This window comes from Neisseria sp. Ec49-e6-T10 (assembly GCF_051132615.1).
Lineage (GTDB): Bacteria > Pseudomonadota > Gammaproteobacteria > Burkholderiales > Neisseriaceae.
Window position 1 is genome coordinate 1,657,680 of the sequence record NZ_CP152375.1, and the last position, 15,534, is coordinate 1,673,213.

13 protein-coding genes, 2 tRNA genes and 1 pseudogene are annotated in these 15,534 nt (G+C 36.9%); 8 read left to right on the plus strand and 8 right to left on the minus strand.

What is annotated here, in order from left to right; translation table 11 throughout:
- Positions 1–19 precede the first annotated feature (19 nt).
- From ribA to AADH04_RS08645, 3 genes are all read left to right on the plus strand, one after another.
- On the plus strand, positions 20–652 hold the full coding sequence (ribA, locus tag AADH04_RS08635) for a GTP cyclohydrolase II (RefSeq protein WP_434776890.1): 633 nt from the start codon (positions 20–22) through the stop codon (positions 650–652).
- A gap of 110 nt (positions 653–762) precedes the next feature.
- A tRNA-Val gene (locus AADH04_RS08640) sits at positions 763–838 on the plus strand.
- 7 nt (positions 839–845) lie between these two features.
- A tRNA-Asp gene (locus AADH04_RS08645) sits at positions 846–922 on the plus strand.
- 353 nt (positions 923–1,275) lie between these two features.
- Here AADH04_RS08645 and AADH04_RS08650 read toward each other — a convergent pair.
- From AADH04_RS08650 to AADH04_RS08665, 4 genes are all read right to left on the minus strand, one after another.
- On the minus strand, positions 1,276–1,509 hold the full coding sequence (locus AADH04_RS08650) for a hypothetical protein (RefSeq protein ID WP_434776891.1): 234 nt from the start codon (positions 1,507–1,509) through the stop codon (positions 1,276–1,278).
- A 120-nt stretch (positions 1,510–1,629) separates the two neighbouring features.
- A complete protein-coding gene (locus AADH04_RS08655; protein WP_434776892.1) occupies positions 1,630–2,016 on the minus strand; it encodes a hypothetical protein in 387 nt (128 codons plus the stop codon).
- A 73-nt stretch (positions 2,017–2,089) separates the two neighbouring features.
- A complete protein-coding gene (locus AADH04_RS08660) occupies positions 2,090–4,048 on the minus strand; it encodes a hypothetical protein (RefSeq protein WP_434776893.1) in 1,959 nt (652 codons plus the stop codon).
- Positions 4,003–4,518: a hypothetical protein gene (locus AADH04_RS08665; RefSeq protein ID WP_434776894.1), complete on the minus strand. Its 516-nt coding sequence runs from the start codon at positions 4,516–4,518 to the stop codon at positions 4,003–4,005. Before AADH04_RS08665 ends, AADH04_RS08660 begins: the two co-directional genes overlap by 46 nt.
- Positions 4,519–5,244: 726 nt before the next feature.
- Here AADH04_RS08665 and AADH04_RS08670 point away from each other — a divergent pair.
- Both AADH04_RS08670 and AADH04_RS08675 read left to right on the plus strand, forming a co-directional pair.
- On the plus strand, positions 5,245–5,706 hold the full coding sequence (locus AADH04_RS08670; protein WP_434776895.1) for a hypothetical protein: 462 nt from the start codon (positions 5,245–5,247) through the stop codon (positions 5,704–5,706).
- Positions 5,707–6,184: 478 nt separating this feature from the next.
- A pseudogene (locus AADH04_RS08675) lies at positions 6,185–6,295 on the plus strand (tyrosine-type recombinase/integrase); the annotation flags it as partial.
- Between the two features lie 427 nt (positions 6,296–6,722).
- Here the strand turns inward: AADH04_RS08675 and AADH04_RS08680 are convergent.
- The 4 genes from AADH04_RS08680 to AADH04_RS08695 form a co-directional block, all read right to left on the minus strand.
- Positions 6,723–8,132 (minus strand): zincin-like metallopeptidase domain-containing protein, encoded by a 1,410-nt coding sequence (locus AADH04_RS08680; protein ID WP_434776896.1) that lies wholly within the window; start codon positions 8,130–8,132, stop codon positions 6,723–6,725.
- Positions 8,133–8,747 (minus strand): hypothetical protein, encoded by a 615-nt coding sequence (locus AADH04_RS08685; RefSeq protein WP_434776897.1) that lies wholly within the window; start codon positions 8,745–8,747, stop codon positions 8,133–8,135.
- A 318-nt stretch (positions 8,748–9,065) separates the two neighbouring features.
- On the minus strand, positions 9,066–10,733 hold the full coding sequence (locus AADH04_RS08690; RefSeq protein WP_434776898.1) for an NAD(P)-binding protein: 1,668 nt from the start codon (positions 10,731–10,733) through the stop codon (positions 9,066–9,068).
- 2 nt (positions 10,734–10,735) lie between these two features.
- Positions 10,736–12,247: a polyamine aminopropyltransferase gene (locus AADH04_RS08695; protein WP_434776899.1), complete on the minus strand. Its 1,512-nt coding sequence runs from the start codon at positions 12,245–12,247 to the stop codon at positions 10,736–10,738.
- 212 nt (positions 12,248–12,459) lie between these two features.
- Here AADH04_RS08695 and AADH04_RS08700 point away from each other — a divergent pair, with 212 nt between their 5' ends.
- The 3 genes from AADH04_RS08700 to AADH04_RS08710 are packed head-to-tail and all read left to right on the plus strand — an operon-like array spanning position 12,460 to position 15,529.
- Positions 12,460–12,858, plus strand: coding sequence for a DUF350 domain-containing protein (locus AADH04_RS08700; protein ID WP_434776900.1), 399 nt, complete (start codon positions 12,460–12,462; stop codon positions 12,856–12,858).
- Positions 12,859–12,900: 42 nt separating this feature from the next.
- Positions 12,901–13,944, plus strand: coding sequence for an SPFH domain-containing protein (locus tag AADH04_RS08705; protein ID WP_434776901.1), 1,044 nt, complete (start codon positions 12,901–12,903; stop codon positions 13,942–13,944).
- Between the two features lie 10 nt (positions 13,945–13,954).
- The gene (locus AADH04_RS08710; RefSeq protein WP_434776902.1) at positions 13,955–15,529 is read left to right on the plus strand and encodes a DUF4178 domain-containing protein; all 1,575 of its coding nucleotides are present in this window, start codon (positions 13,955–13,957) and stop codon (positions 15,527–15,529) included.
- The last annotated feature ends 5 nt before the right edge of the window (positions 15,530–15,534 follow it).

Sequence of the window (15,534 nt, forward strand, 5' to 3'; positions counted from 1 at the left end):
AGATAAAAAATGGAGCAATATGCACACATTCACTAAAAATTATAATCAACCTGTGCAAGTTAAATGGGTTGCTACATGCCAGTTACCAACAGAATATGGTGTCTTTTTGTTACATGGATTTGAAGAGGTACTCACAGGGCAAGAGCATGTTGCTTTAAGTATGGGGCAAATAGACAATGGGCAACCCGTATTAACCCGCTTGCATTCTGAATGTTTGACGGGAGATGCTTTATTCTCAAAGCGTTGTGATTGTGGACCACAGTTAGAAGCAGCACTAAAAGCAGTTGCTCAAGAAAAAAGAGGCTTGGTGCTTTACCTTCGTCAAGAAGGTCGTGGTATTGGTTTAATCAACAAAATTAGAGCATATCAATTGCAAGATCAAGGTTTGGATACAGTAGAGGCTAATATTCAATTGGGTTTACCTGTTGATGCACGTAATTTTAATATTGCTCACGATATGTTAAAGCATTTAAATGTTCAAACATTGGATTTAATGACCAATAACCCACAAAAAATCCAAGCTTTTAAAGAAATGGGTTTTAATATCGACAAAAGAGTATCTCTAGAAGTAGGGCGAAGTCAGGAAAATCAGTTTTATTTGGCCACTAAAGCTGAGAAGCTCGGACATTTACTGCACATAGAACAAAAATAACATAAAAATATTTCAAAGAAAAACAAAGTGTAATGAAAAAAATAATCAGGAATATATAAAAATACTTGTCAGAGGCCGTCAAATATGGTTTAATTCGTCTTCCTCACGAGGGGTGATTAGCTCAGTTGGTAGAGCGTCTGCCTTACAAGCAGAATGTCGGCGGTTCGACTCCGTCATCACCCACCAAAGATTTGGAGCGGTAGTTCAGTTGGTTAGAATACCGGCCTGTCACGCCGGGGGTCGCGGGTTCGAGTCCCGTCCGCTCCGCCAAATCTTCTTATGGAAATCAATAAGTTACCAAAAATGAAATAGGCTGGATTTTTTTGTCGTATTTCATCGTTATATCCCGAAAATAACTCCACAGCTTTAGAACTTGGCAAATGATCTGCAGTTGGAATCCACTTTTTATAAATTCGCGCAATCATTGTTCAGTCACTATGGCCCATTTGATTGGCTACCCATAATGGATTCTGACCCGCTGATAGCATCATCGATGCGTAGATTATGTTTACGCATGCGTGGCATTTTCAGCGACAACACCATCAAAATTAAGGAGGATAAAGCTGAATGAGGGAACAATAATATAAACGGTTTTTACCTTGATTGCCTCTACAGTAGCAATATCACCTTATATTAGAAATATAAGGATTTTCCCCATTTTTTTCTAAAGTTTTTTGGATTCTGAATAACACTTGAGTTGCTTGTTCCATGCTAGACATCATTTTAGAAGCTTCTTCTTCTGTTATTTCATCTTTTCGAATCACAATTTGATGTGCACCAACGTCATATCGTACATAATAATGTTTATTTTCTTTATAAATTTTTATGCCATTTTGATCAAATATTTTTGTTCTCATTTTTTTCACCTTGGTAGCAGTTTTTACTTTGGTCACCTTTGCAATAATTACAAGCATCTTTACCAATTATATTTATTTTTAAACTGGTTTATTTGGTGTTTTTACGTAAGATTAAATATATTATGCTTCTGGAAAGGGTATTTCTTGCCTAAAGTCTATTATCGTAGACAAATCTTTTCCTTCTACCATTTTTTGACAATCTCGCCAGAATTTAAGTACCTTACGATATTGATCAAACGTGAACTGTTGTGGTTCTCCACCACTATCTGGATCAATCGAATATTCTGTATATTCATTGGTGATAGCTATATGATCAGGCAGGGCAATTGGTGGTCTTAACCATATTTCATTTGAGTTAATCCCATAATCTGCAAAACGAGGATCATCTGGTTTGTATGTCCCATTTTTTGCTTGCTGAAATAACTCCTCCAACTCAGCATCATCTTCGGGGATTTGTTGTTTAATAAAATCTAAAAGTGTACGACAAATGGCTTCGTCAAATTCCATATTTTGATTAACACAGATTAATGCAAGAGATTGAAATGTTCCATAATCGGATATTTTGCATATTACTTTTTTATCATTCATATAATGGGAATCCTCTCCATTGTGGGACATTTGGACTTGGTGGATTAAATTGGAATTTCACGCCACTAGATTCACCTTGCCAAACACTATCTACTAATTTTTTATTCTCAAAAGCATGACTCATTTCAAGCTTGCTTCTTAATACTGACCATTCAATAGGGGTGAGCGTAGATTTTGCCCCATTATTTGTTTTAAAGTAAAATGGTTCTCCTGGTGCTTGCCGCATACCAACTCTACCATATATCACACCATTTTCCCCGATGGGTTTTACTAATTCAGTGACCACTAAATCAGGTGAGTTACTAAAGTGTCCACCTTGTACCTTACCTGTTCCATTCCCAAATATCCGCACATCAGACTCTATATGTTTAAAATCAATATCTTGTTGATATCTTCGGTAACTTTCTAATGTTTGTTGGAAATGGCTTGGCTCTCTGGCTCGTTCAGCAAATCGGGCGTAAACCTCTCGTTCTTGATTAATGACCTGACTAATATCAGGTTCTCGGTTCCTTTGTGACCAACGCGCATATATTTGCGCTTCTTGGGCAATTTGTGCTTCTACTCTAACAGGTCTACTTAAATTTGGCGTGGGTAATGCTTGATGAGGGGTAACTATCTGCAATTTTACCCCAATAGCACCCATCTGTGATATGGGTACCCCTGAAGGTAAAGGTACAGATTCCAACCTTAACCCATACCCACCATAACGAGTTGCTAACTTACCAAAGGCTAAGCCTGTTGTTAAACTGCCTGCCATTTCTGACAAATCACCATAACGACCTTCTATTCCTGCTCTGGTTGCATGGTATGAGGTCACACCAATACCTGTAATAGGATTACTTCCTAACAATAATTCAGTTTGAGATGTACCATTACGATAGGCATCCGCTGTACCACTGAACATTTCAGGTAGCCACATATCAGAGCCTTGTTTATTACCCACATAATTATAGGTCACTGCTGCACCTGCTACAGCCAAATCCCTTGCCTGCAATACTGGTTCTACTACAAAGTTTTTAGCACCATTTACTAAACCTGTCCAAAAACGTTGACCATAACTTGGAGCGGGCATTTGTGCAGTAGGTACATATTCAGATACCAACACTCTATTTCTTAATTGATCCTCAAACGAATTCTGCGGTTGTGTTTGTTGGCTAACATGAGGAATATCAAAATTAAATGTATTCTGTGGTTGCTGCAATTGAGCCAATTGTGCTCTTTGTTGATCTAAGACTCTATTGTATTGGCTTTCATCACCAATAGCGGTACCAGCTAAACGACTAAAGTTTTGCTTTTGGTCATCGTTGTACTGATTAGGATCATAATTGTATGCTCTGTCTGGTCGAATATTAGGAATTAAATGCCCATCATCGCTACGGGTCAATCTAACCTGTTCTGTAGCCAGTAAATAACCATAGGCAGCCCTAGGATTATCAGGATCAAGTTTACGTCCTAGACTTTCACCTGTTTCGCCTCTTTGAGCAATAACAGGGATTCGTTCTCTTTGCGCACAATCCTCTAAACTTACTTCACCATTTAAAACAGCTTGTGTGTCTATTTTTAATTGGTAACCATCAGTAAGTTCTATTTTAATCTGTTTTTCATCTACACGAATATCATTAACTAATGGTGGTGTCCCTGTATGGTTTTGGATACTGTACCCTATGGCTCCATATAAAGTATTAAAATGCTTTTGATCAAATTTCTGCTCAAACTGAGTATCAACACCATGCGTTTGCATTAATTGATTGATTTGTTTTTGCCGTTCATCAGATAAAGGTGGACGTTCTGCTTGTAGTTCTTCTTTAAATTGTTCTAGGTATTGACTGGGGTGTATATGCTGATGCTCATTACGTTGGGTAACAAAGTAGAAATCTTGTTTTTTGTCATCGTAAAGTAAAATCTTCAAGCTTGGTGGATCATCTGCATGTTCATCAAGCTGTTTAGCCATTGCTTCTTTAATAGTTCTTGCTGTTTGGGGCTAAAGTGATCTTTAAGTTGATTATCGACGTTAAATAGACTCAATAACTCATCAATCTGCTTTTGTCGTTCTGGATCAATACTCTTTTGTTGTCCATCGGGTAATTCTGGTTGATGTTGAGCCAATACTTTTTGAATATCGACATGAACTGGGATGCCTTTATCCAAAAAAGCCATGAGACTGCCATTGGTGATGGTGATATTACCTTCTATTTTTTGCCCTGTTGGGCTACGAGCCACTTCAATAGCCAATGCTTCGGTCAGTTGTTTTTGTTGTTCGGGTGAATATTCTTTAAGGGTTTGGTCTTTTTCTAGATGTTGTTGAACCTCTTCCATAGCCTGAGGAAGTTTCTCAGCAATACGTTGCTGTTCTTCTTGTTCACGAAGCTGTCGTTGCTGTTGTTGAATCTCTAAGTCAACTTCTATCTGTGGTCTATCCATAATGAAACTAAAAAAAGAAAAGCGAAGTAGAATGATAACGGGGTTTTATGCCATTGTATAGAATAAAAATACAGTTAGAGAAGATCTTTTTTTGTGTTGATGATATAGGCGATATTGTTTTATTCGATACGCCGTCGTTTTCTGATTTAAATATTAGAAAACTGTCAACTAATTTTTTATCTATATTTATGGCTCTGGGGGGTACTAGTAAAAATAACCTGTGGTTTGGTGGATTTGGTGTATATGAAAAAATTATACAATAAAAACAAAAGGTTTTCTCAATATATTTCCCACCAAAACCCGTGGGATAACCAGTGGAAACCGTGGGTTAAATTTTAATCAGTGTGTTTTCTCGTGGGTTTGTATTTTTCTTTTTTTAGGCTCTTTTTCTTCTTAGTTTATTGTTTTTATTTTAAAAAATTAAATAAATAATAATAATAAGACAAATAAATAAAGTGGGAAAAATGAAGAAACCGTGGGGAAACCGTGGATAAATAGCCAATTCCGTGGGACGTTTTAAAAACTAAATCAAATAAAATCAAATCTTTAAAAAAATAATCACGTAAAACCCACGGGTTTTAAAAAATGTGTATGCCTTGCCAATGAAAAAAAACGGTTTTTTGTTCCCTGGGCCGTGAAAGTATTTTTAGGTGTTTTATTTTCTGTTGTATTGATACAATATAAAACATATGGAAAAGCGAAGTGCTTATAAACAAGGGGGATAGAATGACACGATTAATTAATGACCAATATTTAGGTCAACTTCTTGAGCTTTTTTATGATGAACTTTACGAAAGTGTAGAAAAATATAAAGCTATAAATAATATTTGGGTACAACTCAGAGTTGATGAAAATTACTTAGAAAATACAAAGCGATATAATTCTTATCGACTCGCTTATCCAGAGTTAAGACTGGGAAAAGAAAAAAATGATATTGGAACGTTAAATTGGTTAAGTCTAGTAAGAAATGTTACCGTGATAGATGATTTTCCTCATTTAGTTTTTCATGTTAATGAGGATACTCCTCCAGGTGCATTGATGAGTAATCCTCAAACAAAAGCTGAAATTGTTATTTATAATGATAATTGGAAATTAACATTCTCATATTATAAATTTGGAGAAAAAGAGAAAATGAAGGGACTAAACATTGAGCAACTATTAAATGAGTTGTTAAAGCTTTTCTCTTAAATATACCACTAAATAGGTTTTGTTGAGTTCTTGTTAAAAACCATGTGTTTTTTTAGAAAAATTTTGACAATTTTTTTTGTATATATCAGCACAATTAAGCCAGTAATAATGCTGTTTCCCTTGATTAAAATATGTTGATTCAGCTTTTGAACAACAAAGCGTCTGGCGTTGATTTGAGTAAAAAGAAAATTTACAGGCATCACAAATTTTTTGATTCATGTATTATTGATAGACTGGATTTAGGCTGTGTGTTATTGTAACACATTGATATTAAAAAAACTTTCTCGGGTTCGAGTCCCGTCCGCTCCGCCAAATCTACGTTCGTCGATGTTCTTCGACGTTCGATTTAATTAAAAAATCCCTTAAAAACCTTAACTTAATATCTTTTCTACGTTCGCGAATGTTCGCCCGTGTTTGTTTACGTTTGATAAACTTTACAGTAAATTTATTTACCACTATATTTTTACTGTAAAAAGACATGCCGAAAATCGTTACACCCTTATCTACATTGAAGATTAACAACGCCAAACCCCAAGATAAACTATATAAATTAGCGGACGGCGGCGGCTTGGCTTTATGGGTTTACCCAATAATACGGGCGGCTTTGGCGACGTGATCAAAGCGGCTAACGTGTTTTCAGTAAATGAAATTGAACCGATCCAACTCTTAATGATTGAACTAAACAACCAGCTAAACATTAAAGCGTTTGACTTCAAAGAATACTTGATAAAAGAAAACGACAATTGATTTAATCCACACCAACTGCAGCAACTCAGCGCCCTATAATTGGGCGCTTTTTTGTTCTGTATGATGAACAAAAATCAAAATCTTTTTGCCCGCTCGCGCGCTTCCCCCTCTCGCCCGCGCATTATAAAAAGGGGGCATATATTATGCAGGGTGTAACAATGGAAAAAGCCCCTTGTATATAGGGGCTAAGACGTTTTTTTGCTGCTGAACTTTTATGCAATTTTAGCACAAATTAAGCACTTTTATGCAAAGTTTTAACACGATTCATTTTAACCAAAACCACGGCCACCGCGTTCTTGTTGTTGTGCTAATTGTAACTGTCTTTCTAGCTGTTTTTGTTCGAGCTCTTTCGTTAAATCATGATGTATTTGGCTTGCCTCTTGTAAACGTTCGTCTACGTTGACATTAGATACTTTTGTAGAATCAACCGTTGCGAACGGCCAATAATTTTTTGCAATGGTGAAAATAACATCGTTTTCTTCATTAATCCCTAGATGCTTGATTTTATCCGCTGTCAGACCTCTAGCAATACTTGCGTATGTGGTTTCTGTTAATAAAGGCGTTACCCATTTATCCCCCGCTTTTTCTGAAATGGTAGGCGCCAATCCTTCATATAACTTATCGTATACTTTTTTTACTTCATTATCGATATCAGGATTATTTAGTATTTGTTCTTTTTCAAATAAAGAACGGGGCAAACTTGGATAAGCTTCGTTGATTTTTTGTAGCTTGTCTATTTCTTCATCTGTATATAGCATTGGCTCTAAACCAGATTTTTTTAATAAGAAATTAACTGAATCTATAGCTTGTTCTATCTTATCCCAACGTTCATCTACTGTTAGATTACGTATAGGTATATTTTGTTCTAACTCAGATGACCAACTATTTAAATAATATGCGTTTAAGTCTAAGTTGTAATCAATACCTAACTTATCCATGAGTAAAACAGAACCGACCTCTGCTCTCCATTCATCAACAACATAATTGGTATCACCTTGTGCTTTTGGTTCTGGAATGGTTTCATCATTGAATTGTGGTGTTTTATACTTAGTTGCATGTATTAACTCATGCGCTAATACTTGCATATAAGCATTTGGTGAAACAAAATGCTCTTTTGTCGGCAAGTGAATAGTTTCGTAATCAGTAGAAGTTAATTTCTTATCACCAAAGTGACGAATCTCAACGCCTATTGATTCTGCCATGCTTTCTAGTTGCTTAAGTTGTTTTTCTTGCTCTTCTGATATATAGACATCAAATTCATTGATATATGGTTTAAACTCATTTTTATCACTTTCTATTTGATTGCCATTGTAATAAGTAGTTAGATATTCTTTTTTTATTTCTTCAAATTTTTTCTTATCTTCATCTGAATGTTGTGATTTTTCAAATTTTTGCTCTATTTTTTGAAACTCTTCTTTATTTTTTCCGTATTTAACTCCCTCTACCCCATACTCACTTTCTTTTATTTTAAATCCTGATTGTTCTATTTCTTCTTTTGTTGCTATACGTGGATCACCATTGAATTGAGGATGGTCTATAATACTTCTTAAGAATGGGGAGCTTTCTATTTGATCTCCATAAATGTTTTGCAAACCACCAGTAGTAGGCTCTTCTGGTCTATATTTTTGGTTTTTTTGATGGGTTCTTCTAATTAATACTTCTTTTAAATAATCTGCCATCTATTTTCCTAACTTATATTTTTTATATTTACTTGTATAGAATTTATTTTCCGCTTGGTTGAATTTTTCTTGAGACCCAAAAAAATTATTTATTAATTCATCTGTAGTTAACTTATTATAGTTTTTCTGCCCAAGCCTATTTATATAATCAGTAAATCCAGTTTGCTGATTAAACTCTTTTTTAAAGTCATCAGGCATTGGTGGATATAACGCATCAATTAAATTTACTTTCCATATGACAAGATAGAGTTTTTTATATACTTCGTTTAATTGCTTTTCTTGTTTCTTGGAAATTTGAATGTTTTGTTTTAGAAAATAAGAATTAGTAAAACGATCATCTAATGATTTTCTATATTCAGGAGAAATACTATATCTACTACAAATGACCACATGATCTTTTAACGGATGTGAGTTACTAGGCTCATGATCACGAATAATACGATGTTTATAGCCCATTATAGAAAAACATTGAGCAATAAGCTCTTCAATTTGAGAAGTATCTATTTCTATCCATACAGGCGGGGCGTTTCTGGGAGAGTACAACCTTTGAGAAATAACCAGTTGATTACAACTTAATAAACTTATGAAGCATAGAATAAGTATTTTTTTTAGCATCTTTGGGCGCCTTTGGTATTTCTATATGTTTTCGGCATTATAGCCTATAAAAACAAAATAAAACAATTACCAGAAAAAACACACAATTTAAAAATAAATAGAAACTTCTTTCAAACAAAGTTTTTTTACAGTAAATAAGACAGTAAATAATTAATTATTTTTAATAATGTTAAATATTTCATATTATTAAAAAAAGAAAATGCGGTCGTCCGCTCCGCCAAATAAAAAAATAACTCATTGATCAGTCAATGAGTATTTTTTTTGTCTCTTTGAAATAGAATAATTATTTTGAGTGATTTAGCGCTCAAATACAATAAATTAAGCTGACAATAACCTCAATGCTGCTTGATATCCCCACCATGAAGCTTCTTCAAACACTGAAAACCCTGATAAATCAGAATGCGCAAATAACACACGACCTTGTTGTGCTTGTAAGTTTTGTAAACCTTTATTGTGTAAAAAACCTTGATGAGGGCAGGCCATTGCATGTGCTCTTACACTGATGTCAACATGTTGAACATAGTGCCAAAAGTCTTCTGCGTATGCAGTACGTAAATCGCTCACCGCTAGGTTCAATAATTCTTCTTCTGATGCATTTAATAACCAAGCACGCATTAGAGCTGGTTCTTCTGAGTCCAAAGCATGATAAGTAGTAAAAGCGGTTAATTCAGGGCGAGCAACGCGAATGAGTTGGTGGGTGGAAACAACATAACCTAAACCTTTACCTTGATGAATAACATTGTCCCATGCCAATGGTGTCCCACTTTTTTCTTGGGGAAAACGATTCAAGACAAAATTAGACACCAGCCAAGGGGCATAAACAGGTAGATGTTCTGTGGGCACAAACCCATATTGTTCAATATTCGAGACAATATGGGATGAAATATATAAAGGTGCCGCACAAATTATTTTTTTAGCATGAATCTTCATGGTTTTTAATTCAGCTAAATCATGTGTACCGATGAGGACTTCCACATGCGTGTCATGTTCAGTAATGTTCAGCGCACTGCCTTGACTGATGAGTGGTGTTTGCATGTGATCATGTGTTGTATGATCAAATAAATTAATACGCTTAAATTGTATTTTTTCTCTTAATTGAGCTGAAATATTTGCCAGACCATTTGGCCAGACTAAGACAGCATGTTCGGCATGCTTTGCATGAGCATTATGACTGGCAAAATAATGTAAGCCTGCCCAAGCCGACACTTGATGAATGCCTTGACCATAATCATCCTGACAGCAATAATTTAAATACCAAAGTAAATCGGGCGAGCTGTAGTGGTTGTCTTTGAGCCATTGCGCGAAAGTTTGCCTATCTAATGCGCGCCATTTTGGGTCCTGTGAAGATAAAGCTGAGGGTAAAACAAAAATCCGTTTACCATCATTGCCTTTGGTATTGCTGAGGTTGTTGATTTGTTGAAAAAAGCGTTGGCTATCTGAGTCATTTTCAGGCAATAGATGGTCTTGCCAGACATCATTTTTAAGAAGACGCTCTTCTTGTGCATGAACCAGGACACGTTCGTCATAGGTTGGTGTGTCAGAATCAGGGTCTTTTTGTAATACCCCTAAATCTGTCAGCATTTCTCTGACATGAAATGACTCTTTCGTGGGTAAAGCCAAATAATGTGCACCCGTTGGGTAGCTGAGTTCTTGGTAAGACATCCCCGCATTATTACCATCAGGTTCAGGGCCTTCTATTAACAAAAAATCCTTAACATTTTCTTTGCTTAATTTCCATGCTGCTGTGAGTGCTGCTGCGCCACTGCCAATAATCAATACGTCACAGTTCATTTGCTTGGATGGCTTAGGCCATGCTTGCTTGTCACGCAGATAATGCCCCATCTGCATACCGGGTCTATGCACTTGTATACTTGGGTTGTTGCGTGGAAAACGTGAATAATAGCCATATAAAGGCAAGGCAGCTGCGCCTAGTAAACCAAGCGTATTGCCAATAAAACGTCTTCTAGAAAGATGAAAGGCACTCATGATCAGCGGATGGTATTTTGCCAATCTTGTTCAAAATAATGAACTAAAGACTGTGTGTTTAAATAATTAGGTTCTACTTTAGGCGGGTTCATATCAGGAGGAAACTCAAACATTAATTGGGTTGTGTACTCATTTAAAAAACGTGTTGGGACATCGTATTTTTTAGGTAGACTAAAGCGGTTATGTTTGCTTGCCAACACAAATCCCCATTCGCCAAAAGAAGGTACATAAGCATGGTATGGCCAAGTGTAAAAACCTGCTGCTTTTAATGTTTCAACAACACACCAGTAGGCATGTGGTGCAAAATAAGGAGACGTAGATTGAACGACTACATAGCCGTTTTCAGATAAATGTCTGGAAACTTGGCTATACATGGGAACAGAATAAAGTTTCCCTAAAGCAAAATTAGATGGATCGGGTAAATCAATGATGATTAAATCATATACTTCGGTTGCCTCTTCCAACCATTTACCTGCGTCAGCATTAATGACCTGTACTTTAGGGTTGTTTAATGCGTTTTCATTGAGCTTAGTTAAAGCGGCGGAAGTACGAAATAGTTGTGTCATAGCTGGATCAAGATCAACCAACGTAATTTTTTCAACTCTTGGGTATTTCAACAATTCTCTTGCTGCTAATCCGTCACCTGCACCTAGAAGTAAGATGTTTTTTGCAAAAGGTGCCGCTTGCATGGCTGGCAATACTAAAGCTTCGTGGTATCGATGTTCGTCTCTGGAAGAAAACTGTAAGTTCCCATTTAAAAATAAACGGGTATCATCTTTCCATGTGGTTAGGACAATACGTTGATATGGTGTGCTGGCTGTATAAGTGATCGGATCACCAAAAAAAGCTTGCTCAGACCATGTGGTCACTTTGTTTGAAAAAGAAAAAGCGATGGTTAAGGCGAAAATAACCATAAGGGCTCGAATTTGTTGTAAATAGAACCGAGTCAGTTCTTTACGAAAAATATGTAAGGTAACTAAAGCCACCAGCGCGTTTAATAGGCCAAACAACAATGCTGTACGCGACATGCCCAGTTGTGGTGCTAATACCAACGGAAAAAGAAGCGATACCGCCAACGCGCCAAGGTAATCAAAGGTCAGGACTTTACTGACAAGTTCTTTAAAATCAGCCTCTTTTAAATGGAATATGCGCATCACCAGTGGAATTTCCATCCCCACTAAAGTGCCAATAATCAACACCAGAGCATATAAAACAGTACGAAATGGTGCTGCCGCCCAAGCAAAAACGACAAATAAAAATAAAGCAGAAATACCACCGATTAAGCCGACTAATAATTCAATATCAATAAACCGTGCCAAAACATCTTTATCTTTAACGTATTTGGATAGATGAGAGCCAATGCCCATGGCAAATAGATAACAGCCAATAATTGAGGAGAACTGTAAAATTGAATCCCCTAGTAAATAACTTGATAGTGCACTGGCAATAAGTTCATAAGCCAGACCACAAGAAGCAACAATAAAAACAGAGATAATCAATACACGGTTGGACATGGTGGATATAAGGCAAAAAAAGTGGTTAATGTTAGCATAGGCGAAGTGTCACATGCTTGATTAATTCATGAGTGTGGTATTTGTGTTGATAGATGATGGGGGAATTTTGGTTTTGTCCGTATTCTTGGTAAAGAATGTTTTATTCTGTTATAAAATTATCCGTAAATGAACAAATTTATCATCATTACTCTTACAATCAGGAAGGATCAGAATTGAGCATTACCCTAGTTCAGTTTTTAGCCTATTTAAAATACATGGGAGCCGGTGGTTTAACCGTTGCTGCTTTTATTTTTATCTATTTACATTTAACCCCTATAAAAGAAATTCGTTTGATTCGCGAAGGTTGTGTGTCCTGTGCTTTATCGTTGGCTGGAGCCGTATTGGGATTTTGTTTGACTGTTGCTTCCAGTATTTTGCATGCAGATGGTATTTTGAATTTTATGGTATGGAGTTTATGCGCCGCAGTTGTACAACTACTGGTTTATTTTGCCTTAATTAAACTCATCCCTCATGCTTTGTCTTCATTGGAAGACAATAATATTGCTGTTGGTGGTTTATTTTGTACTATTTCATTGGCAATCGGTATTTTGAATGCAGCATGTTTGTCTTGATATAAACCTTAAATGATACAGATTAAAAAGGATCTTTAAATTATGGTACTAGGAAAATTTGGCTCGTTTGTTAAGAAGCAGTTTATTGATGTGATTCAGTGGCCAGAGCCAGAAGAAAATGTGCTTGTTTGGCGTTTTCCTATGGAAGGATACGAGATTCAAAATGGTGCCAGTTTAACTGTTCGTGAATCACAAATGGCATTGTTTGTTGATGAGGGTAAGGTAGCAGATGTATTTGAAGCGGGTATGTATAAACTGAACACCAGCACTTTGCCCGTTTTGACTTATTTAAAAAACTGGGATAAATTATTTGAATCCCCTTTTAAATCAGATGTATATTTCTTTAATACCAAACTGCAAATAGGCAGAAAATGGGGAACCAGCCAGCCCATCACCATTCGTGATCAAGAGTTTGGTATGGTGCGGTTGCGTGCCTTTGGTATGTATGCTTATCGAATCGTTAATCCACAGGCCTTTTTCACGCAAATCAGTGGTGTGGGCAGTGAATATCAGTGTGATGCTTTAGAAGAGCAGTTACGTAATGTGGTGGTGACAACATTAAGTAATGCGTTTGGTAATGCACAATTGCCTTTTATTGACATGGCCGCCAATCAGTTATTGTTGTCACAAACGGTTACAGATGCCATGAGGCCTGCTTTTGAACGCTATGGTTTGGCCTTAGACAGCTTTGCGGTTGAGAATATTTCTTTACCAGATGAGTTACAAAAAACATTGGATAAACGTATTTCCATGGGTATGGTTGGGGATATGAATCGATTTATGCAATATCAAACTGCTGAAAGTATCCCTTTAGCGGCTCAAAATGAAGGTGGCTTAGCAGGTATTGGTGCTGGATTGGCAGCAGGAGTCAATATGGGACAGATGATGAGTAATGCCATGACTCAAGCGACAGCCCAAAATCCTGCACAAATTGTTGAGCAGGCACCCGCGGCACCAGTTGAACCAACAGTTGATGCGCCAGAGGTACGTTTGCAAAAATTGAAAGAAATGTTGGATAAAGGTTTAATTTCGCAAGAGGACTATGATGAAGTCAAAGCAGCCATTTTAAAGCAAATGATGGGATAAGAAAGTCAGAATGGTGAATGCTCTTTTTTCCCTTGATTGTCCTTGCTGTGGTGCAAAAGTACCTGTTTATTCCGCGACTTCGGTATTGGTTGTCTGTGAGTACTGCCATAGTTCCCTTATTCGCTCAGAAGACAGAGCTATTGATTCTGGGCGAAAATCAGCATTATTTGAAGACTTTTCTCCCATACAGCTTTACACCAGCGGTACCTTTAAAGGCCAACCTTTTCAAATTATTGGTCGCTTACAAATTGAATACGATCAGGGTTCTTGGAATGAGTGGTATGTTTTGTTTGCCAATGGTTCTCGTGGTTGGTTAGGCGATTCTGGTGGACAGTTTATGTTCACCTTTTTAGCAGAACCTTTACCAGACACGCAACTTCTTCCCTTTTCTGAAGTTAAAGCAGGCATCACAACAGTCACCTATCGCAACTTGAAGTTTAGGGCTTCTGATGTGCGTGAAGCACGCAGTATTAAAGCCAATGCTCAAGGTGAGTTGCCTTTTTTGCTCACAGAAGACGAAAAAGTATTGGCGGCGGATTTTCGTTATCAGTCAGATTTTCTGACGCTTGATTATAGTGAGAACGAAGAAAAACCGTTGGTGTATATTGGGCAAGCAGTTGATCTGAGCAACTTACATTGTCAAAATTTACGTTCTAACGACACTATTTTAGAATCAGCAGGCAAACTTAAAGGCTCAAGAGCTGCACTTGAATGCCCAAATTGTGGCTCTTCCTTGTCGTGGTTTCCTGGTGTTGCTCAAAATGTGATTTGCCCTAGTTGTCATTCTGACCTTGATTTAACTGAGGGGCAGGCAAAAGTAGCTAAAGTATACAATATGCGGGCAGCTCAAGCAGACAGTGCATCCATTAAGTTAGGAGAGCGGGCAAAAATTGGTGGGCGTACTTGGGTTGTAATTGGTTTAATGTGTGTGCATGAGCTTGAGGAGCATGTAGCACGTTCCGCTGTCGATGGTATATTTAATTCAAATCAAAACATTCGTGTTTTACCAGACAGATGGTATGAGTATTTGTTGTATCACCCACAAGTAGGGTTTCAATGGTTAATTGAAAGCACAGAAGGGTGGGAGATTTCTCATCAATTGGATCATTGGCCTGCCTTAAATATACAAGGACAGCCAATACAGTTTAAAAAGACATTAAAGCCAACGGTTTGTTATGGCGCAAAAGTGATGTATGCAGCGGGTGCTTTTTCTTGGCATGTGCAACCAGATGATGTGACTTTTATCACAGACTATGTTTATGGTAATGAAAAATTAACGTGTGAGCGTACTGCTCATGAAATGACGTGGAGTAGAAGTCAAAAAGTTTCGGGCCAAGAATTGGCTCAATGGTTTGGTCGGCCAGAATTAAAAAGTCTGAATCAGTTTTCTGGCATTAATTTTGATTTTGGTGGGTTTACAAAAACACATGCCATTATTTTATCTGTGATTTTTATTTTAATTAATTTGCCAGTGATGTCCAAACTCAGTGAGGTTTTCGATCATTTTGAGATACTTTTGTTTGTTAATATGGTGGTCTGGGTGATGTTGTGGACACCATTTCGAGAAAATGAAGATGATGATTAATAATC